Source organism: Deinococcus cellulosilyticus NBRC 106333 = KACC 11606 (genome assembly GCF_007990775.1).
GTDB classification, from domain to species: domain Bacteria; phylum Deinococcota; class Deinococci; order Deinococcales; family Deinococcaceae; genus Deinococcus_C; species Deinococcus_C cellulosilyticus.
Genome location: NZ_BJXB01000018.1, coordinates 17,839 through 38,533 on the forward strand (window position 1 = coordinate 17,839; position 20,695 = coordinate 38,533).

At 56.1% G+C, this 20,695-nt stretch carries 18 protein-coding genes; 11 read left to right on the forward strand and 7 right to left on the reverse strand.

What is annotated here, in order from left to right:
* Window positions 1-48: 48 nt before the first annotated feature.
* Together rpoB and DC3_RS18480 are read right to left on the reverse strand one after the other, a co-directional pair.
* The gene (gene rpoB / locus DC3_RS18475; RefSeq protein WP_146886935.1) at window positions 49-3,513 is read right to left on the reverse strand and encodes a DNA-directed RNA polymerase subunit beta; all 3,465 of its coding nucleotides are present in this window, start codon (window positions 3,511-3,513) and stop codon (window positions 49-51) included.
* 223 nt (window positions 3,514-3,736) lie between these two features.
* The gene (locus tag DC3_RS18480; protein ID WP_146886936.1) at window positions 3,737-4,546 is read right to left on the reverse strand and encodes a hypothetical protein; all 810 of its coding nucleotides are present in this window, start codon (window positions 4,544-4,546) and stop codon (window positions 3,737-3,739) included.
* A gap of 115 nt (window positions 4,547-4,661) precedes the next feature.
* Here DC3_RS18480 and DC3_RS18485 point away from each other — a divergent pair, with 115 nt between their 5' ends.
* Window positions 4,662-6,119, forward strand: coding sequence for a serine hydrolase domain-containing protein (locus DC3_RS18485; RefSeq protein ID WP_146886938.1), 1,458 nt, complete (start codon window positions 4,662-4,664; stop codon window positions 6,117-6,119).
* 72 nt (window positions 6,120-6,191) lie between these two features.
* Here DC3_RS18485 and DC3_RS18490 read toward each other — a convergent pair whose 3' ends face one another.
* A complete protein-coding gene (locus DC3_RS18490) occupies window positions 6,192-7,748 on the reverse strand; it encodes an acyl-CoA carboxylase subunit beta (RefSeq protein ID WP_146886940.1) in 1,557 nt (518 codons plus the stop codon).
* A gap of 318 nt (window positions 7,749-8,066) precedes the next feature.
* Here DC3_RS18490 and DC3_RS18495 point away from each other — a divergent pair, with 318 nt between their 5' ends.
* Window positions 8,067-8,924 (forward strand): alpha/beta fold hydrolase, encoded by an 858-nt coding sequence (locus DC3_RS18495; RefSeq protein WP_146886942.1) that lies wholly within the window; start codon window positions 8,067-8,069, stop codon window positions 8,922-8,924.
* Between the two features lie 27 nt (window positions 8,925-8,951).
* Here the strand turns inward: DC3_RS18495 and DC3_RS18500 are convergent, their stop codons facing one another.
* Entirely contained in the window at window positions 8,952-9,794 is an 843-nt protein-coding gene (locus DC3_RS18500; protein WP_146886944.1) for an N-acyl homoserine lactonase family protein, read from the reverse strand.
* A gap of 114 nt (window positions 9,795-9,908) precedes the next feature.
* Here DC3_RS18500 and DC3_RS18505 point away from each other — a divergent pair, with 114 nt between their 5' ends.
* Window positions 9,909-10,496 (forward strand): TetR/AcrR family transcriptional regulator, encoded by a 588-nt coding sequence (locus DC3_RS18505; protein WP_246130740.1) that lies wholly within the window; start codon window positions 9,909-9,911, stop codon window positions 10,494-10,496.
* Window positions 10,497-10,548: 52 nt separating this feature from the next.
* On the opposite strand, the gene DC3_RS18510 is transcribed toward DC3_RS18505, so the two are convergent.
* The 3 genes from DC3_RS18510 to DC3_RS18520 form a co-directional block, all read right to left on the reverse strand.
* Window positions 10,549-11,757, reverse strand: a complete 1,209-nt coding sequence (locus tag DC3_RS18510) for an aminotransferase-like domain-containing protein (RefSeq protein ID WP_146886948.1) — start codon at window positions 11,755-11,757, stop codon at window positions 10,549-10,551.
* Between the two features lie 139 nt (window positions 11,758-11,896).
* Window positions 11,897-12,454 (reverse strand): DUF4384 domain-containing protein, encoded by a 558-nt coding sequence (locus DC3_RS18515; RefSeq protein WP_246130734.1) that lies wholly within the window; start codon window positions 12,452-12,454, stop codon window positions 11,897-11,899.
* A gap of 147 nt (window positions 12,455-12,601) precedes the next feature.
* Window positions 12,602-14,395 (reverse strand): PAS domain-containing sensor histidine kinase, encoded by a 1,794-nt coding sequence (locus tag DC3_RS18520; protein ID WP_146886950.1) that lies wholly within the window; start codon window positions 14,393-14,395, stop codon window positions 12,602-12,604.
* Window positions 14,396-14,889: 494 nt separating this feature from the next.
* Here DC3_RS18520 and wrbA point away from each other — a divergent pair, with 494 nt between their 5' ends.
* The 8 genes from wrbA (at window position 14,890) to DC3_RS18560 (ending at window position 20,627) form a co-directional block, all read left to right on the forward strand.
* Complete coding sequence (wrbA, locus tag DC3_RS18525; protein ID WP_146886952.1) at window positions 14,890-15,522, forward strand: NAD(P)H:quinone oxidoreductase; 633 nt, start codon at window positions 14,890-14,892, stop codon at window positions 15,520-15,522.
* A 528-nt stretch (window positions 15,523-16,050) separates the two neighbouring features.
* Window positions 16,051-17,136 carry a GrpB family protein gene (locus tag DC3_RS18530; RefSeq protein WP_146886954.1) on the forward strand — a complete coding sequence of 362 codons (1,086 nt, stop codon included), beginning with the start codon at window positions 16,051-16,053 and terminating at the stop codon, window positions 17,134-17,136.
* Window positions 17,133-17,615 carry a DinB family protein gene (locus DC3_RS18535; RefSeq protein WP_146886956.1) on the forward strand — a complete coding sequence of 161 codons (483 nt, stop codon included), beginning with the start codon at window positions 17,133-17,135 and terminating at the stop codon, window positions 17,613-17,615. Before DC3_RS18530 ends, DC3_RS18535 begins: the two co-directional genes overlap by 4 nt.
* Complete coding sequence (locus tag DC3_RS18540; protein WP_186816114.1) at window positions 17,609-18,085, forward strand: GNAT family N-acetyltransferase; 477 nt, start codon at window positions 17,609-17,611, stop codon at window positions 18,083-18,085. Before DC3_RS18535 ends, DC3_RS18540 begins: the two co-directional genes overlap by 7 nt.
* Window positions 18,085-18,567, forward strand: coding sequence for a GNAT family N-acetyltransferase (locus DC3_RS18545; RefSeq protein ID WP_146886960.1), 483 nt, complete (start codon window positions 18,085-18,087; stop codon window positions 18,565-18,567). The genes DC3_RS18540 and DC3_RS18545 overlap by 1 nt, the downstream gene beginning before the upstream one ends.
* Window positions 18,567-19,199, forward strand: a complete 633-nt coding sequence (locus DC3_RS18550) for an HAD family hydrolase (RefSeq protein WP_146886962.1) — start codon at window positions 18,567-18,569, stop codon at window positions 19,197-19,199. The genes DC3_RS18545 and DC3_RS18550 overlap by 1 nt, the downstream gene beginning before the upstream one ends.
* Window positions 19,196-19,480, forward strand: coding sequence for a YkgJ family cysteine cluster protein (locus tag DC3_RS18555; RefSeq protein WP_146886964.1), 285 nt, complete (start codon window positions 19,196-19,198; stop codon window positions 19,478-19,480). Before DC3_RS18550 ends, DC3_RS18555 begins: the two co-directional genes overlap by 4 nt.
* Window positions 19,481-19,577: 97 nt before the next feature.
* Window positions 19,578-20,627, forward strand: coding sequence for a 4Fe-4S binding protein (locus tag DC3_RS18560; RefSeq protein ID WP_146886966.1), 1,050 nt, complete (start codon window positions 19,578-19,580; stop codon window positions 20,625-20,627).
* Window positions 20,628-20,695: the final 68 nt, after the last annotated feature.

Consider the following 20,695-nt stretch of genomic DNA (forward strand, 5'->3'; position numbering starts at 1 on the left):
CTCAGGGACCAGAGAGGGGTGGGCGGTGGCTCACCCCTCGTGTTGTGTTCACCGTCTGGGCATCATGCCTTCGAAGATGTCGATGTCCTTGTCACTTTCGTCGAGCACCTGCACGTCAAGGCACAGGGAGTGCAGCTCTTTCACGAGCACCTTGAAGGACTCGGGGACGTTGGTGTTGGTGACTTCCTCACCCTTGACGATGCTCTGGTACGCGGCGTCGCGTCCTTCGATGTCGTCGGACTTGATGGTGAGCATCTCCTGCAGGGTGTGGGCAGCACCGTAAGCCTCGAGGGCCCACACTTCCATTTCTCCGAAACGCTGTCCACCGAACTGGGCCTTACCACCAAGGGGTTGCTGGGTGATGAGGGAGTAGGGGCCAGTGGAACGGGCGTGCATCTTGTCTTCCACCATGTGGTAGAGCTTCATCACGTACATGGTGCCGACCACCACGGGACCGTTGATGGGTTCCCCGGTGCGTCCGTCGAAGAGCACGCTCTTCCCGGTGCGGGCGAGGGCCACCTGGGCCTTCTCGAAGGTCTCGTCGGAGTCGTCGGTGATGCGGTCCACCACGCCGAGCTTGCCGGCACGGGTGATCACTTCACGTTCGCGCTTGTCGATGCCCAGGCCGCCTTCTTTGCGGGCGTCCAGACGCTGACGGGCAGACTGCTCCAGGATGCGCTTGATGTCGTCTTCGGTGGCGGAGTCGAACACGGGAGTCACGAACTTCACGCCCATCACACGGGCAGCTTCACCCAGGTGGGTTTCCAGAATCTGACCGAGGTTCATGCGGGAAGGCACACCGAGGGGGTTGAACACCAGATCCACGGGGGTGCCGTCTTCGAGGTAGGGCATGTCTTCGGGGGGCAGAATCTTGGAGACAACCCCTTTGTTTCCGTGGCGGTTGGCCATCTTGTCGCCCACCTGCATGCGGCGCTTCTGGGCCACGTACACGCGGACCATTTCACGCACGCCGGGTTTCAGGTCGACGCCTTCATCCCCACGGCGGAAACGCACGGTCTTCACGACGATTCCACCTTCACCGGAACGCACGCGCAGGGAGGTGTCTTTCACTTCGCGGGCTTTTTCACCGAAGATGGAGCGCAAGAGACGCTCTTCAGGGGTGGGTTCGGACTCGCCTTTGAAGCTGGTCTTGCCGACGAGGATGTCGCCGGGTTTGACTTCTGCACCAACGCGGACAATGCCGTCTTCGTCGAGGTCGCGCAGGGCGGCTTCAGACAGACCGGGGATGTCGCGGGTGATCTTCTCGGGACCGAGTTTGGTGTCACGGGCCTCGATTTCATCTTTTTCGATGTGGACGCTGGTGTAGAAGTCCTTGCGAACCAGGGCTTCCGAGATGCAGATGGCGTCTTCGAAGTTGAATCCATCGAAGGGCATGATGGCAATGGTGATGTTGTGGCCCAGGGCCAGACGGCCTTGCTCGGAAGCGGGACCGTCGGCGAGCACCTGATCCTTCTTGACCTGGTCGCCCACTTTGACGATGGGACGCTGGTCGAGGTTGGTGCCCTGGTTGGAACGGGTGAAGCGCACAAGGTCAAAGGTTCTGACGTTGCCCTTGTTCATGCCCAGTTCGGGGTGGTCCTCGGTCAGGGTGACTTCCACACGGGTGGCGTCCACGTAGGTGACCTGTCCGTTGACGTTGCAGACCACGCTGGTGCCGGAGTCGCGCACAACACGCTCTTCCACGCCAGTGCCCACATCGGGGGACTGGGCGCGCACGAGAGGCACAGCCTGGGATTGCATGTTCGATCCCATGAGCGCGCGGTTGGCGTCGTCGTGCTCCAGGAAGGGAATCAGGGAGGTGGAGATGGACACGATCTGCTTGGGAGACACGTCCATGTAATCCACTTCGTCCGGGGGAACGATGACCACGTCGCCGCGTTTGCGGGCAATCACACGGTCCACAGCGAAAGACCCATCTGGATTCAGGGGGGTGTTCGCCTGTGCGGTGATGTAGCGGTCTTCGATGTCGGCGGTCATGTACTCGACCTGCTCGCTGACCTTGCCGTCAATCACTTTGCGGTAAGGGGCTTCCATGAATCCCAGGGCGTTCACACGGGAGAAGGAAGCCAGGGAGGAGATCAGACCGATGTTGGCACCTTCGGGCGTTTCGATGGGGCACACCCGACCGTAGTGGGTTCTGTGCACGTCACGCACGTCGAAGCCTGCGCGTTCACGGGTCAGACCGCCAGGACCCAGGGCAGACACACGGCGCTTGTGACGCAGTTCTGCGAGGGGGTTGGTCTGGTCTTTGAACTGTGACAGCTGGCTGCGTCCGAAGAATTCGCGCATTGCAGCAACGATGGGACGGTTGTTGACCAGTTTTGCAGGGGTGGCTGCATCGGGGTTGCCAAGCAGCATGCGCTCGCGCACACCACGGGCCATGCGGCCCAGACCCACACGGAGCTGGTCTGCCAGCAGTTCGCCCACGGTGCGCACACGGCGGTTGCCGAGGTGGTCAATGTCGTCTTCTTCGACAGGCACTTTGTTCTCAACGACCACGCCGTCTGCATCTGCAGTGGTGGTCACGAACTCTTCGCGGCCATTGTGCAGGGCAAGCAGGTAACGGATGGTGTCGATGAGGCCTGCGTCGGTGAACTTGCCGTCTTCGAAGCCCAGCAGGGTGCGCTCCTCGGTGGTGAGACCGAGTTTGCGGTTCATCTTGAAGCGGCCAGGCTCGCCCAGGTCGTAACGCTTGGGATCGGCCAGCAGGCTGTACAGGTAGGCAATGGCCTTGTCGCGCTTCGGTGGGTCCCCGGGGCGCAGCACGGTGAACAGGCGCAGGAGGGCCTCATCGGCGTTCATGCCAGCGCTCTTGTCGTCGGTGAGGTCCACTTCGCCGTACTCGTTGAGCAGCACACGGATGCTCTCATCGTTCATTCCCAGCACGCGCAGCAGCATGGTGACGGGGAATTTGCGTTTGTTGACCTTCATTTCCAGCACGTCCTGGTTGTTGAATTCAATTTCAATCCAGGGTCCGCGTTTGGGCATGGGGATGATGGCAGCAGTGTAGTACTTCTTGGCTCCACGGTACATGGGGGTGAAGTACACGCCAGGGCTGCGGTGAATCTGGGAAATGACCACGCGGTCTGCACCGTTGATCACGAAAGACCCGTCCACGGTCATCAGGGGCAGGTCGCCCAGGAAAACTTGGTCTTCTTTAATGAGTCCCGTATCCTTGTGAATCAGTTGCAGTTTGGCGTACAGAGGGGCCTGGTAGGTCAGGTCCTTCTCGCGGCACTCTTCGGGGCTGTAAGGGGCGTCACCGATGTTGTACTCAAGGAAATCCAGAACCAGACCGCCACCACGGTTCTTGTCTGATTCGTCGATGGGGAAGACTTCCTTGAAAGCACCCTGCAACCCGACATTCTGACGGCTCTGGGCGCGCACGCCCTTCTGGAGGAACTGATCAAACGATGTGATCTGGACTTCCGTCAGTTCGGGAAGTGGGATGACCTCAGTGATCTCACCGAAGCGTTCGATGCGTTTCGTCATTCACTCTCCTGTCACTTTATGACTGAAAACTTGCGCCTGTGTGCCCTTTGCCCTCGTCAGAGCCCATCGTGGATAAACAAGGCCAGGAGGAGGGTAAGAATCTCTTACCCTCCATTGCACGCTTTTAAAGTTGTGGTGTCTGCTCTTTCAAGAGACTCCTGAATAGCCCATCATGGCCACCAAACTCGAGTATAGAGCCTGCAGGTGAAACCTGTCAAGTCTTTTAGTTCTTGACCGAGACCTTGTAACTCATCCAGGCCAGCACCATGACTTTCGGGTTTTCTGGAACAGGTTGCAGGTTCAGGTACAGGATCTGACTGGGATCAGCTTTCAGGGCCCCCAGCCAGGAAAACTGGTCTTTCCCACCATAAACAGCGGTCTGATAGGTGTTGATCTTGTAAATGGAGTCCAGCAGTCGTTCGCGGGTGGTTTCAAAAGCCTGGCACCCTGAGGCCAGAACTTCAGCAGTGGCCTTGGGATCATTGACCACTTTCTTGAGGGCCTCCTGCACATCAAAGCACTGCCCCACAGACCAGGTGTTGTACACCAGATTGTCACTGGGTGGGGTGAAACTCAGGGGAATCTGGTTTTGAGGGCGAAAGAGGCTGCTTGACATCACCGAGGTCATGTCGGTGATCTGGATGTAGTAGACCTGCATGACTTTGGTGACCTTATCGTAGTAATACTGCAAGAGGTAGCCATCTTTGCCTCCCACTTTCTGCCACACCTGATAATAATGGCCGAGTGCATCAAATTGGTCCACCTGCACATCATATCCCTGGGCCCACAGCCCTTTCTTGACTGCACCATCCCCCTCTTTGCTGCTCTGCAGGCAACCTTTTGATCCGAGCTTGCCAGGAATAGAGATGCTGGCTGGAGCATTTTTTTCCAGTGTGGTCAGGTACCCTTTGCAAGCGTCAGCTTTGAGGGTGGCTGTGAATGAAGCAGGAAAAGGATTGGGTGTGGGAACCTGGGCAAAAGCCACAGATGAAAGCAACGGGGAAAACAGCAGAAAAGGAACCACTTTGCGCATGACACCCATCCTAAAGGGCGAAGATTAGAGGGAGTTGCAGCCTCTTCCTCATGAGCGCCGAGCATTAAGTGATTGTGCGGATGGGGGAGGTTCAGGGGAGGTTTAAAGTAAACCCATGCCAGAATTCCTGCGTTCCACTCCAGAGTCTCAGGGGTTGTCCTCTCAAGCCATTTCTGCATTTTTGAAGCGTCTACAGCAAAACAATTTGGAAACCCACAGCTTCATGCTGCTGCGGCATGGCAAGGTGATCGCCGAGGGCTGGTGGGCGCCGTACCGATCAGATGTGCAGCACATGATGTACTCGGTCAGCAAGAGTTTCACCTCGACAGCCATTGGGTTTGCCGTTCAAGAAGGACTGCTTTCTGTGAATGATCCGCTGGTGTCCTTTTTCCCAGAAGACCTCCCAGAGCACCCCAGTGAGAACTTGAAAGCCATGACCCTGAAGGATCTCTTGACCATGACCTGTGGTCACGATCAGGAACCCTGGTCGGACCGTCACGACTGGATGAAATTTGCCCTGTCCTGGCCTGTGCCCCATGTGCCAGGAACCCATTTCCTGTACAACAGCATTGGTACCTACATGGTGGGGGCTGCCCTCCAGAAAACCACCGGGCAAACGCTGGTGGAGTACCTGACGCCCAGACTGTTTGAACCGCTGGGTTTTGACACCCCCAGATGGGAAGTGGGGCCTGAAGGCTGGAACATGGCAGGCTGGGGACTGTTTCTGCGCACCGAAGAACTTGCAAAGTGGGGCCAGATGATGCTGCAAAAAGGCCAGTGGGAAGGCAGGCCATTGCTGTCCGAAAGCTGGGTTGAGGAGGCTTCCAGAGATCATACGGGTCCTGGAGACGACCTCAATTCTGACTGGAACCAGGGCTATGGTTACCAGATGTGGCGCTGTCGTCATGGGGCTTACCGGGCAGACGGGGCTTTTGGACAATTTTGTGTGATTTTGCCTGAGCAGGATGCAGTGGTGGTTTTGACTTCCGGAGAATCCAGTCGCACCGATTTGATTTTGCAGGCCATCTGGGACGAATTGCTGCCTCATTTCCAGCAGGATCTTCTGTCTGAAGATGAGACGGCCCATCAGGCCTTGCTGGAGCGTTTGCAGCACTTGCAACTTCCCAGCCCTGAAGGAACACGCCAGACCTCTCATCCTCAGTTGTTGCAGACTTACCATTTTGCTGAAAACAAGCTGGGGCTTAAAACCATCAAGCTCGTCCAGCAGGGTGCAGACCACCTGTTCTCCTGGGAAGACGCATCTGGCACCCATGAGGTGCTGGTGGGTGCTGCCCAGTGGGTGCCTTCCGAGAGCAGGCTGTTTCAGGACTGGGTGTGGCCCACTTTTCCCCAGACAGATCAGCCCTGGCCTGTGGCTGCCAGAGGTGCCTGGACCGATGAAACCACCTTTTCTCTCAGGGTGTGCCTGCTGGAAACCCCTTTTACCCCCACCATCACCCTGAAATTCTCCAGGGATGAAGTCTCTGTGGACCTGCGTGGAGCCATTCACTTTGGTCCCACCGAGCGCCCTGAGGTGGTGGGTCATCGAGTGATGGAAAGAGAAAAAGCTTAAAAGCGGATTGCAAAGCTGACTGTTAAAGCAGAGAAGCCCAGAAATGTTCTGGGCTTCATTTGTAGCAGGAAGTTACAGTGGGATGTTCCCGTGCTTTTTGAAAGGTCTGCTTTCTTCTTTGTTGGCCAGCATGGTGAAACCTTCAATGAGTACCCGGCGGGTGTCTTCCATCATGATCACATCGTCGATGTAACCCCGTGCAGCGGCGACATAAGGGTTGTCAAAGGCCTCTTTATAGGTCTTGATTTTCTCGGCCCGGGTGGCTTCAGGGTTGGGGCTCTGCTGGATGTCCTTGCGGTACACGATGTTCGCGGCCCCTTCTGCGCCCATCACGGCCACAGCTGCGGTGGGAAGGGCAAAAACCAGATCGGCCCCCATGTCGCGGGAGTTCATGGCGAGGTACGCGCCACCGTAGGCCTTGCGGGTGATCAGGGTGATTTTGGGCACAGAGGCTTCTGCGTAGGCATACAGCATCTTGGCCCCGTGTCGGATGATCCCTGCGTGTTCCTGCTGCACACCTGGAAGGAAGCCAGTGACATCCACCAGGGTCAGGATGGGCACATTGAAGCAGTCACAGGTGCGAATGAAGCGTGCTGCCTTGTCTGATGCGTCAATGTTGAGGGTGCCCGCCATGAATTTGGGATTGTTCGCCACGATGCCCACAGGCTGACCTCCAAGGTGGGCAAATCCAGTGAGGATGTTGCGGGCAAAGTCAGGCTGCACCTCAAAGAAGAAGTGGTCATCCACAATCTCCCGGATCACTTCAACCATGCTGTAGGGTTTTTTGGGACTGGGATCGATGATTTCAGTGAGTTTTTCAGTGCCCCGGTTGCTGGGGTCTTTTGTGGCCTTGAAAGGGGGTTTCTCTTTTGCATTCTGGGGCAGGTACTCCAGAAGCGTCTTGATCATTCCGAGGGTGTCCTTGTCGTTTTTGCCGGACAGGTGGGCCACCCCAGATTTTTTCATGTGCACTTCCGCGCCCCCGAGGTCCTCAAAAGAAACATGCTCGCGGGTGACGCTCTTGATCACTTCTGGACCGGTGATGAACATGTAACTGCTGCCCTCGGTCATCAGCACGAAGTCGGTCATGGCCGGGGAATACACCGCTCCACCTGCACAGGGTCCCAGAATGGCGCTGATCTGGGGGACACAGCCTGAATAAATGGCGTTGCGGTAGAAGATCTCGCCATAACCGCTTAAAGAGTCCACCCCTTCCTGAATGCGGGCACCTGCGGAATCATTGAGCCCGATCACCGGACATCCGGTTTTGGCGGCCAGGTCCATGATCTTGGTGATTTTCTGGGCGTTGCGTTTGCCCAGTGATCCGCCGAGCACCGTGAAGTCCTGACTGAACACATAGACCCGTCTGCCGTGGATGGTGCCCACACCGGTCACCACCCCTTCACCGGGGGCTTCAATTTCCCGCATCAGGATGCCACCCACGTGCTCTGCAAAAGTGGAGAGCTCCATGAATGAGCCTGCATCGAGCAGTTCCTCAATGCGTTCCCTGGCGGTCAGTTTGCCCTGCTGGTGTTGTTTCTGCTGGCGTTCCTTTCCACCGCCGAGTTCGACTTTCTGCCTGCGTTTTTCGAGTTCCGCGATCAAAGCCTCTAGTTCTGGGTTGTACATTTGTCTTTATTAAACCCTGTTTTGCCCGAACTTGCCTAGGTCACTTGTCCGTTCCTTCCTGAGGAACGCAGACAACCAGGATGTCTGTCCCTGTTCAATGTGAAAATAGCGAGACTTCAGGCAGAGCTGAAGCCTCTCTTTCTGCCATCCTGAAAAAGGTGTGTTGTTCACTGAAGAAAAAGGAGACCCAACGGTTGCCTGTTGTGACCCTGGCCCGGTTGAAGTCCTTCCTGTGGTACTTCTGTCAGAAAAATACGATATGCTGAGGAAGCTTTCGAGAAGCAACACACCCACAAGGAGCTGAGGAGGTTTCCTTTCATGAATGATGACGTGATGGTAGTGGACGATGGACAAGAAACTCCCAAGGCACAACCCAAAATCAGAGTCTATGGCGCAGGCAGTCCGGTGCTGCTGCTCTCGGGTGGCCCGGGGTTTTCAGCCGATTACATGGAGCCACTTGCCAGGGAACTGGAACTTCAATACCAGGCCGTTCTCCCCGACCTGCGTGGAACCGGAACCAACACTGTAGAGGAAACCCCTGAGAACCTCTCGCTGGATGCTCATGTGGAAGATGTGGAGAACATCCGCAAGCAGTACGGCTGGGACAAATTCTCTTTTGTGGCCCACTCCAGTGGCGCCCAGATCGCTCTGGCCTACGCCCTGAAGTACCCCCACTTTGTGAAATCCATTGCCCTGCTGGACCCTGCCGGCACCGACACCGGTTACCTCGAAGAGTTCAACCGGGTCGCCGATTCCCGCCTGAACCGTCTGGACAAAGAGATCCTGGCAGACTGGAAGGCCGGAAATGGGGATTTCACCGAGGGCCTCACCACCCTGCTGTACCGTGTGGTCTTTGACCGCAGAACCGCCAACAAGATCGTGGAGATGGTGCCCCAGAAGTCCTTCTTCAACCAGAAGACGGCAGAGGTGTACACCCAGGGTCTCGTCGACAGTGGCTTCAACATCACCGACCGTCTGGGCGAACTGAGCAGCATTCCTGTGTATGTGGCCCACGGCCTGCTTGATCCCCTGCCTTACGAGGTGGGCAAGAGCATTGCAGAGAAAACCGGAGGCAAGTTTGTGCTGCAGGACAACTGCGGTCACTTCCCCTGGATTGAGGTGCCCAGAGAGTTCTACCCCCAGTTTCTGGGCTTTTTGTTCCAGAACGCCTGGTAAATCCAATTCGAAAAACAAGACCCTCGCTCAGGCGAGGGTTTTTTGCTGGTAGAATGCCTCCAGACGGGGCAGGGATGTGGAACAGTGGGAGGGCAGATACAGGGCATGCTGTTCCTTTGTGAACTGGACCATCTTCTGTTTGCTCTGTCTTGCCTGCTGAGGGCCACCCACAGCGGAAACCATGTCCACAGTGTCCAGTTCAAAATACTTCATGCTGGGGGTCACATCTCCGGCAAGAACCAGATACCTGCCCTGGCTTTTCACAATGACCGACTGGTGCCCCGGAGAGTGGCCAGGCGTGGGCACCACCCAGAGGTCATCGAACAGCATTTTGCTGCTTTCAAAGTTGTGAAATGTTCCATCCTTAAAATCCACCAGATCAGGCTTGAAGCTTTCAGGGAACAGGGAAGGCCAGTACCCTTTCATGTGGGCGAAAGGCTTCTCGGTGGCTTCGAATTCTGCTCTGGACACAAGCACTCTGGCTTTTGGAAATAGGCTCAAATACCCCACATGGTCCTGATGCAGGTGGGTGATGATGATGTGACTGACGTCTGATGCATGAATGCCCTTTGCTTTGAGTTGTTGATCAAGGGCAGGCTGGAAGGGTTCGGGGAACCGGACCATGTTGCGATTCAGCATGCGGTTGAGGGCAGGGTAATTTTTCTGCTCCAGGGCCCGGGGATGTTCACCTGCATCCACCAGAATGATGCCCTCTCTGGGGTGCTCAATGGCCCAGCTCAGCATTGGGATGGATTCACTCCACTCCTGGTCCTGCATCACTTGCATCAGCCGTGAGAAGCCTTCACGGGGAGAGGAGAACCAGCTTTTTTTCAGCTGGCTGTTGGCAGAATTCAGGCCCCAGACCTTCATGGTGAAAAACCAGACACAAGTAAGATACTAGACATATGTCTATTATGTTTCGTGTGTCTGAAAACGTCAAGTTCTGCAGGGCCAACTCGGGTACAATGCAGAGCAGTGGGCACCATGAAGACCGCAGAGAAGACCGAAGACCGCCGCATCCAGCGCACCCGCGACCTGCTGAAATGCACCCTGGTTCAGCTCATCGAAAAACAGGGTTATGAGGGAATTTCCGTGCAGGACCTCACCCGTGAGGCCAACATGGGCAGGGCCACCTTCTACCTGCATTACAAAGACAAGCATGACCTGCTCTGGCAGAGCCTGAAAGCGCCTCTTGAAGACCTCAGGGAGCGTTTCCCGAACAGTGGTGCCGCCCTTCCCGAAGAGCCCAGTCCCATGCTCAGGGCCCTTTTTGAACTGGCTGCACAGGAAAAACTGCTTTTCAAAACGGCCCTGGAGGTCCCCAGTGCCATGCAGGTGGGACAGCACATCCGGGCCTACATCGCAGGATTTTTCCTCAACCGCATCAGGCAGGATGTGCCGGATTCTGCTGAGCCTCAACTGGCTGCAGAATTTCTGGCTGGAGGCATCCTCAGTGTGCTGCAGTGGTGGCTCGGTCAGGAAGAGCCTCAGGACGCTTTCCAGATCACTTTGCTTCTGAAGCAACTGGCGATTCAGCCTGTGTTTCAGGGGCTTTCGATCTGTCAGGAATAAGTTGGAAGAACAAAAAAGAGAGGACCACAGGTCCTCTCTAAAAACTTGCGATTTACAGATTCTTGCTGATGACTTCGCCCAGAGCGCCGATTCCACGGTCAATTTGATCTGCATTGGCGCAGGAGTAACTCAGGCGCAGGGTGTTCTCGCCGCCTCCCAGGGCAAAGAAGGGGAGACCCGGAACAAAAGCCACTTTGTAATCCACGGCCTGCTTCAGGAGTTCGGTGGACTTCATGTGCTCAGGGAGGGTGAGCCACAGGAACATGCCCCCCTCGGGATCGGTGTGGGACACTTCTGCAGGCAGGTATTTGCCCAGGGCTTCCATCATGAACTGCCGTCTCTCACCGTAGACTTTGCGCACCAGTTCGGTCTGGCGACCCAGCACCTCGTGGACCAGTTCAAACACGATCATCTGGTTGAGGGTGGCGGTGTGCAGGTCTGCACCCTGCTTGGCCTGCACCAGTTTGCGGTTGATGGTGGGATTGGCCGTCACCCAGGCGACACGCAGACCCGGGGTGAGGGTCTTGGAGAAGGTGCTCATGTAAATGACATGGTTCTGGCTCTCGTCGCCCCCGGCGTATTCCAGACCCAGAGAGAACAGGCTGGGTGGGAAGTCGCCCCGGAAGCGCAGTTTGCCGTAAGGGTCATCTTCCAGCAGCAGCACGCCATAACGGCCAGTGATTTCCACCAGTTTCTTGCGGCGCTCCAGGGACATGGTGCGTCCGGTGGGGTTCTGGAAGTTGGGGATGGCGTAGATGAATTTGAGTTTCTTCTGCTTCAAAAGCTCTTCGAGGGCCTCGGTGTTGATGCCCTCCTCGTCGGTGGGAATGCTGACGTACTCGGGCTCATAAGGGCTGAAGGCCTGCAGGGCACCGAGGTAGGTGGGGGTCTCCACGCCGATCAGGTCACCCGGGTTGATCAGGATCTTGCCCAGGAGGTCCAGCCCTTGCTGGGAGCCGCTCACCAGCAGAATGTTGTCTGCATCAACGTTGCCATGCTGGGCAGCAATCCACTGGCGCAAAGGGGCGTGGCCTTCGGTGGTGCTGTACTGCAGGGCCTGTGCACCTTGCTCATTCAGGACTTTCTGGGTGGCAGCAGCCACCTCCTGCACAGGAAAGAGTTCAGGGGCAGGCAGACCGCCAGCGAAGGAGATGATGTCAGGTTTCTGGGTGAGTTTCAGAAGCTCACGGATGGTCGAGGAGGTGATGCGTCTGGCACGGTCAGCGAAGAGGTGGTCCCACTGGACAAGAGAAGCAGTCATGAAACACAGTATAAAACTTTTCATGACGTTTTTTTCGTTAGACTGCGTAAAAACGTCATACATTTGCCCGGATGTCAAGGACAACTGCCTGTGCAGAAGCCAAAAAAGAGGCCCTCAGGCCTCCTCATGTTCACGCACTTCAGTAACGCACGTTGTAACGAGCAGTATCAGAAACCCAGTTCTTCTGGGGGAGGGGCTGAATGATGATGGACAGTTTGCGGGCAAAATTCATGTCCCCCCGGATGGTGATGGTGGCAAAGTAATCGTCCTCGTCCCGGAAACGGGCCAGGTTGCGCAGGTCCAGGGGCTCTTTGCTGGCCACCGCCAGCACCTTGTTGAGGCCGTAAGGGGCAGCAATCTCGTATTCAAAAGGGTCATTTCTGTCCGGGAAGACTTTGGTGGTGTTGGCAGGCACAAAATTGTCCCCATTGTCATAACGGTTGGGCAGGATCATGTCGATCTGACCGTCTGCATCGATGTTGAACAGGTACACATAAGCGTCCTGATTCACGCGGGTGTAGATGTGGATGTTTTCACCTGGGTAATAAGAGGGGGTGTTGCCGCCTTTGTCCAGCCACACGTTCACATAAAGATCGGTGGGCACAGGATTCACAATGATGCGCTGGGGACTGATCTGGGGTTTGGCAAGGGCAACAGAGAGGAGCAGGACCGAGGCGGCCAGAATGTGCTTTTTCATGCATTCAAAGTAGCGGCTGGGCAGCGTTTCAACATGATAAATGAGAATGATTTTCTTTACCAAAGTTTGGTTTTTCCTTTATTTTCTATGCAAGTGGGCACAATTTTTCTGTGTCCAGCCCTGCAATGTCAGCAGACAGAGACCATTTCATGCCCCATCTGGAAGTGCTCTGGGAAGTTCCACATGAACAGTGGTGCCCTCACCGAGTTCGGATTCCAGCCAGATTTTTCCCCGGTGTTCCCGCACAATCCACTGGGCGATGGACAGTCCCAGTCCGGTCCCTCCCGGGTCCTCACCCCGGAAGCGGCTGGGATCAGCCCGGAAAAACCGCTCAAAAACCCGCTCCAGATCCTGGGGTGCAATGCCAATTCCATTGTCCCTGACCTTCAGCAGCAGGGTGTCGGCGTGGATTTGCAAATCCACAGAAATCTGTCCTTTTCTGGGGGTGTACTTCGCTGCATTTTCCAGCAGAATCACCACCAGTTGCCTGAGGCGATCAGGATCTCCAGAGACGTTCAGAGGGAGCGTCTGTGCGTGCACGTGGAACTGGTGACGGGGATAAAGCCGCTGAATTTCCTTGCAAGCCCCAGAGACCACAGGTTCGAGGTCAAACACCACTTCACGCAGGGGGGTTCCAGCATCCCCTTTGGCAAGTTGCAGCATGTCCTGGACCAGACGTCCCAGTCGAATTGCCTCTTTCTGGACATCCTGAGTGATTTCCTTTTTCTCTTCTTCCGAAAGATCAGGAAAGCGGGTCAGGATGTCGAGGTTGCCCTGGATGCTGGTGAGGGGGGTCCTGAGTTCGTGGGCGGCATCGGCCACAAAGCGCTTCTGGGACTCAGAAAGCACCCTCAGTCGCTGTTCGCTGAGCTGCAAGGCGGCCTCTGCAAGTTTGCGGTCATGGATGTCAATGCAGGCCCCGATGAACCCTTTGAATTCACCTTCAGGAGTGTACCTGGGGGTTCCACGGTTCACGATCCAGCGGTGCTCCCCATCAAACCTTCGGAGCCTGAACTCCATCTCGAAGGGCCTGTGCAGTTCAAAATTCTGCTGGAAGGTGGTGAGGCAGTGGGAGAGGTCTTCCGGATGGATGCCTTCCATCCAGCCATTGCTGGCCTCCTGAAGTGGGCTGCGACCTGTGAACTCCAGCCAGCGCTGGTTGAAGAAGGTGGCTGTTCCATCCAGGCCACTCATCCAGATCAGGACAGGTGCATGGTCTGCAGCGAACTGGAAGCGGCGCTCGCTTTCCCTCAGGGCGATTTCCGCCTTCTTCTTTTCGGTGATGTCGCGGGAGATCAGCAAAATGGTCTCTCTGGAAAGCGGAATGAAGCGGGCTCCAAACCACACCTCATGGTCTTGCAGGGTGAGGGGATACTCCAGTTCCACCTCCTGTTCCCCTTGCAGGGCGTCATGAATGCGGGACACGAAACGGTCCGCAAAGACCTTCGGGAACAGATCATGCATGGTTTTGCCCAGCATTTCCTGTGAGGGACGGTAAAACAGGGTAGGCTCTGTGGGGGCAATTTCGAGGTGTCTGCCTTCACGGTCCATCACCAGAATCACATCCGTCATGGCTGAGAGGTATTGCCGGATGCGGGTTTCGCTGACTGCTGATTTTAAAGGTTCACCCACCTGCAAAGTCAGGTGTGGAATCTCGGAAAACACATGACAGGTCCAGTTGAAGCCCTGCAGGTTCGCGCGCAACCAGAATTTGTTCCCTGCAGGTTGTCTGGCCTGAAAGACCGGGTTGCAGGTTTCAATGCGACCATGGGCGTCCAGCAACACAAAAGCCCGTGCGTCTTCCGCAAACAGTTGAGGAAGCAGTTGTTTGAGGGACAACTGCTCTGCATGGGCTGGAAGTGATGTCTGCAGGCGGAAGGTGCGGATCAGGTGCTGCAGCCACTGGAGTTGCTGCGATTTCAGGGTTGTCCTCTCTGCCACCTCCACCTCCCATGCTGTGCCAGTGTTGACGAAGCTGAGTCTGCATTTTTAAGACAGAACCTGCTGCTGGACTTCCATTATCCGTGAATTCAGGTCTGATGTGTATTGGGGAAGATCTTAAGAAATGCCGTCAGGAGATGCCTGCTGTCTAGAAATGCAGCAGTTCACAAAAAGTCCAGAAAGGGACCTCATGGTTTTCACCCACCAGAGCTCAGCTTTCTCAATTTCTCAGCGGGCCACATGTGCACTGCTGCAACAGGTGAATGGTATTGTTGTTCAGTCTAAATCTGAAATCATAAAAAGGGTTTGTTTTTGCCTTTGAAGCTGCCTGGTGACATTTGTTCAGCACTTTCAGTGAGAACAATGAGCACCTTTATGAAACGGGTTACGGATTTTCTGTGAAGATGCTCTAGTTGTCCTACAGAGCGGATGTAAAAGATCTTTCTGTCTCCAGAGCAGGAGCTTCATAACATGGACTCTGGAGGTTCAGACCCATGAGCAAAATCAAACTGGCAGTGATTTATTACAGTTCCACCGGTACCAATTACGAAATGGCACAGGCTGCAGTCCAGGCTGCCCGTCAAGCAGGTGCAGAGGTGCGCCTGCTGAAAATCCGCGAGACGGCACCCCAGGAGGCCGTCAACAGCAAACCCGAGTGGAAGGCCCTCACCGAGAGAACCCAGAACATCCCTGAGGTGACGCTGGCAGATCTGGAGTGGGCAGATGCTTACCTCTTCAGCACCCCCACCCGTTACGGGGGTGCTGCAAGCCAGACCCGGGCTTTCATGGACAGCACGGGTCCTCTCTGGGCAACAGGCAAACTGGCAAACAAACTGGTCAGTGTGATGACCAGTGCACAAAACCCCAATGGAGGTCAGGAAACCACCCTGCAGAACATGTACATCAGTCTGATGCACTGGGGAGCCATTCTGGTGCCTCCGGGGTACACCGACCAGAGCATTTTTCAGGCGGGCGGCAATCCTTATGGAACCAGTGTGACAGCCACTGGACAGGGTGTGGACGAGGCCAGCAAGAAAGCCATCGAGCACCAGACCCGCAGGTTGCTGGAGGTGGCCCGTTTCTATCTTTCAGGCCGGGAAAACAGCCAGCAGGTTTCTGCCGACTGATTTTTCAGGTCCTCTTTGCAACAGGAAGCTGAGACGCCAGACATCTGCTCAGGTCAGAATCCTGTCAGAGGGAATTGTGCACAATAAGTCAAGAGCAGCCACCTTCTTCTGCAACGAACGTCTTCTCTTCAACTTGCATGCCCTGCTCCCCACCTTCGGGTGGGTTTTTTGATGGGGCCTGATGGACCGTGGCTGGAACAGAAAACCCCATCCTATTGGCGGATGGGGAGTAACTTCGCACACTCCTTTGAAGTCATCTGTACTGTAGCATTTTGCCGGGTAAACTTAAAGAAATGAGAAAAAAATGACAGAATCGTGGCACAGCTTTTATCGAATCAAGAAAATTAAATCGACTCCGGGTTTTTGACACTTGCAATCTCCAGTGCAGAAAAGGTTTCCTTTCACAGGCTTTCTTTCATCAAGGCACATCACCATGCTCCGAGTGGACGCTTCAGGATCAACTAAGCCATTTCCCTTAACGTGACCAACTGGCAGCTTTTTGCTCACCGGGTGTGCTATAAACCGAGCATGCCTGAGATTGAACTGGTGGCACACAATCCGTTCTGGACCAGGGCTTACCAGCATGAACGCAAGTTGCTGCTGGAGGCCCTTTTTCCTGTGACGGGGCCACTGCTGATTGAGCACATCGGATCGACGTCCATCAAGAACATCGCTGCCAAAGACGTGATTGACATCATGGTGGGGCTCACCCAACCCCTGTCTCAGGAAGCCATCGAGGCCTTTGAAAAACTGGGCTACGACTACATGGGAGAGGCAGGCATTCCCGGACGTTTCTTCTTCAAGCGCGATCCCCGCACCCACCACGTGCATGTGGTTCAGCTGGGTCACGACCATGGTTTCTGGTGGGAACACCTGCTTTTCCGGGATTACCTGCGTTCCTTTCCCGAGCCTGCCCGCCGCTATGAGCAGGTGAAACTGGACCTGGCGGCCCGGTTCCCCAATGACCGCCCTTCTTACACCAGCTCCAAAAGCCCGATCATTCATGAATTGCTGGCCGAAGCCATCGAATGGGAATCCCACTTCGGGCCTGTGCGCCAGATTCAGCAGGTGCTGCAGCAGACCCCCTTCCAGTGGGCCATTGCAGGAGGATGGGCGCTGGACCTGGCCACAGGCAAAGGGCAGCGGCACCACGAAGACATTGATGTGATGGTGTATCGCAAAGAGCAACTCGGACTCCAGCGGTTCCTGCACAACCAGGGCTGGGTGCTTTCCCGCATCCACAAAGGGGAGTATTTTCGCTGGCTTGAAGGAGAAGAACTTCCCGAGGGAGACCACCAGGTGCACGCCACCCACATGGACCATCCGTCCATGGACCTGCTCTTTAATGAAGGGGATCTGGAGCACTGGGTTTACCGTCGCAACCCTGCGCTGACCCGCAAAGCCGCCATCTGCACTGGACCACACGGAATCCGGTATCTGGCCCCTGAGGTGGTGTTACTGTATAAGAGCGGAGGCACAGCGGGAGAAAGAACCAAAGATGCGGAAGATGCAAGGCGCATGTTTCCCATCCTGAGTGCATCCCAGAAAACCTGGTTGTTGCAGCAGCTTCCGCCGAACCATCCCTGGCATGACCTGATTGTGGAGGACCTATGAGTGACCTGTTGCGAGGGGCCACCCCTCAACTTCTGGCCGATTATTTTTTTGGTGGAGAATCCTTTGTCAATCCAGAAAAGATCCTTGACAACCTGACAGCCGAGGTGGCCTGCCAGCGTCCTCTGGGAGCACCCTACAGTGCTGCTGAAGTGGTTGCCCACATTGACTTCTGGCAGAACCACATCCTGGACGCCCTCAGTGGTGTGGGGGCCCGCCCTGTGGAACATGCCATTGAAAGCTGGCCTTCGGTCGAAAAAGACCAGTGGGAACTGCTGAAAACCAGCACCCTTTCCAACCTGGAGCAGCTGAAAAGGTACGCCCTCGAGGAGTCGGACCGCGTGCTCAAAAGCAATGAGACGGTGGGGGCTCGCCTGGAGTCCTTCATGGTGCACAATGCCTACCACTGGGGCCAGGTGGTCCTGCTTCGCCGCATGATGGAACCCGAATGGCCCAGACCCGGCGAAGGCCTGACATGGTGACCGTGGCTGTGCGGTCTGCGGACCCGCTGTCCATTTCTGCAGAGGACCTGCTGCACCAGCTGGGTCCCGAGAAAAATGCTGCATACACTTACATGGAAAGTCTGGGAACGGGCAGCCTGTATGCCTTTCTGAAAGCAGGCTCGGATTTTTTCCTGGCTTATGTGGAGGGCCATGCGGTGGGCTGCGTGGGCTACCGGAAATTCCCATTCGAAGAGACAGATGTGATTGCCCAGATGCGCATGCTGATGATCAATCCTGAGTACCGCTGGAGGCAGGTGGCAGCCGCTCTGCTGAAGGAAGCCGAAACCACTGCAGCCAGAAGGGGATACGTGATGATGCGGGTCGAACTGGACCTCAACCATCCGGAAGCCCAGTTCTTCTTTGAGGAGCACGGGTACAACCGTGTGCCCAAATATGGCCCTTTTGTGGATGACCCCATGATCCTCTGCCTTGAGCGCCTGATCGTCTGATGGAACAACAGAACGTGCTGACCCTTCGGGCAGCAAATCCTACAGGAGCAGAAGCCACTGCCCTGATTGCTGAGCTTGTTGCCGACTTGCAGCTCCGTTACCCTCACGATGATGGCAGTGGTGGCATGATGATGGATGAATTCCTCGCCCCCAGACACCAGTTTCTGATCGCTTTCTCAGATGGAGAACCCGCTGGATGTGGGGGAATCCGTCCTTATCCTTACGAGGAAACAACCCACATTGCAGAAATCAAACGCATGTACACCCGCCCGGACCACAGGGGAAAGCGCATCGCACAGCAAGTGCTTCAGGGGCTGGAAGCCTTCGCACGCTCTGAAGGCTTTACCGTGATCCGTCTGGAAACAGGGACCCGGCAGCCTGAAGCCATCCGTCTCTATGAACGTGCAGGCTACAGGCCAATCCCCAGCTATGCCCATTACATCCATGATCCCGAATCGGTCTGCATGGAAAAACAGCTGTGATGGTTCAGGCCATCTTGTGGGACTGTGATGGGGTGCTGGTGGACAGTGAACTTCTGTGCCAGCAAGGCTGGGTGGATGTTCTGCAGTCCCGGGGGCATGATGTGGGTGTTCCAGCGTTTGTCCAGCGTTTTGTGGGTCACAGCAGCCATCAGGTGCTGGAGCATCTAGGCCTTCCAGCAGAAACCCATGCCGAGGTGCGCAGCCGCATTTATGCCCTCTTCAGGGAACACCTTCAAGCAAGTTCCGGGGTGCATGAGGTCCTGTCGGAACTCCGGCATCTGAAACATGCTGTGGCCTCCAATGCCAGCATGATGAGCCTGAACCTGGAACTCGAACTCACTGATCTGGCCTCTTTTTTTTCTGGTCATGTCTACAGTGCACAGGACACTGGGAAAGGCAAGCCTGCGCCGGACATTTTTCTGCATGCCGCCAGACAGCTGGGTGTGTCTCCAGAGGTCTGCCTGGTCATTGAGGACAGCACACCGGGGGTCCTCGCAGGGTGTGCTGCAGGCATGCAGGTGCTGGGGTATGCAGGAGGGAGCCACTGCACAGAAGGTCATGCAGCACAACTGTTGCAGGCAGGTGCGAAAACAGTCATGACCGATCTGCGAGAATTAAAGCAGTTGTTATGAACCGGTTTGAGGCCCCAGACGAATACCCTCCCAGATCTTCCTGGCTCAGGGATTGCACCGCCTGTGGGGCCTGCTGCACCGCTCCAGACATCAGCACCCTGCAAAAACCGCTGGGTGTTCGCTGCCTCAACCTGCAACACAGTTGCCTCTGCACCATCTATGAAAACAGGCCTGAGGTGTGCCGCAACTACCAGCCAGACTGGATCTGTGGAGAGGTGGCCCCACTCCCCACACTGGAGGCCAGGGTCAAGCGGTTTCTGGAAATCTATGGGCTGGAATAAATGCTGAACCTGCTGTCTTTTTGCTGACAGCTGAAGTCTCCAGACCCCTGTCCTGGGTCACCTTTGGCTTCATGTCTGCATAGTATGCTGGGAACATATGCTTGGCGGGCTGTTCAACACCTTCCTGAAACTCACCAACCCCACGCCCCGATTCACCTCTGAACGCTGCCTGCTGACACGTTACGCCGTGGGTGGCTGTTCAAAGTGCCAGGATGTCTGTCCGCACAACGCCATTGACCTCTCGGGAAACACCGTCACCATCAGCGAGGTCAACTGCACCGGGTGTGGCCTGTGCACCCAGGTGTGCCCCTCTGGAGCCCTTGAATTTGACATCGAAAGCACCATGCATGCCATTCACAAACAGCAAGGGCGTGAGGCGACCCTGGCCTGCTCACAGCTGAGCACCCCCCATCCGACGTTAAAATGTCTGGCCCGGGTCACACCGGCGTCACTGGTTGCCGCAGGTGCCTGGGACAAGGAAGTCACCCTGTTGCACGGAGACTGTGCAAGTTGTCCTGTGGGCGGACCAGATGTGCTCAGGCACCTGATGGACGTGGTGGACATGGCCGACCAGTACCGCGAGGCCACCGGAAGACCCCTGAAGCTGACCCTCCAGCAGGGACAGAACACCTCGAAGGAAAACAAAGGGGCCATCGTCAGCAGAAGGGGCATCATGGGAAGCCTGATGGGAACCGCAAAACAGGTGGTTGCAGACCTGATTCCCGAGCAACCCCTGCCTTTCATTGACTGGTCTGACCCAAAAGAACGCATTCCTTCCGACTGGATCTGGCGCAAGAAAGCCATGAAACCCAGCCCTGCCCCGGAAACAGAGGTCTTCTGGGTCACGCCAGCCGTCAATGACGAGTGCAATTTCTGCCCCGTGTGCATGAATGTATGCCCCACCGAGGCCATCAAGCGCGAAATCACCCCTGAGGGGGACTTCCGCATCATGCTGGACGTGTCTTCCTGTACAGGCTGTGGGGCCTGCATTCCCAGTTGCCCCCAGGAAGCCATGTTCGAGCAGACCCACAGGCCCTTTCACACCCTCTCGGAGATTGTGGTTCTGAAAGAACAGGCCAGGGGTCCGAACTGGTTTGAAGAACCTCTGGAAGAGGAAGGGACCAGCACGGGGCAGGAAGACTTGTAGGGGCGGGCCGCTGGCTCGCCCCACATTGCCAGGAACGTCTGCAGGCCAGACCGCCCCCATGCTGTACA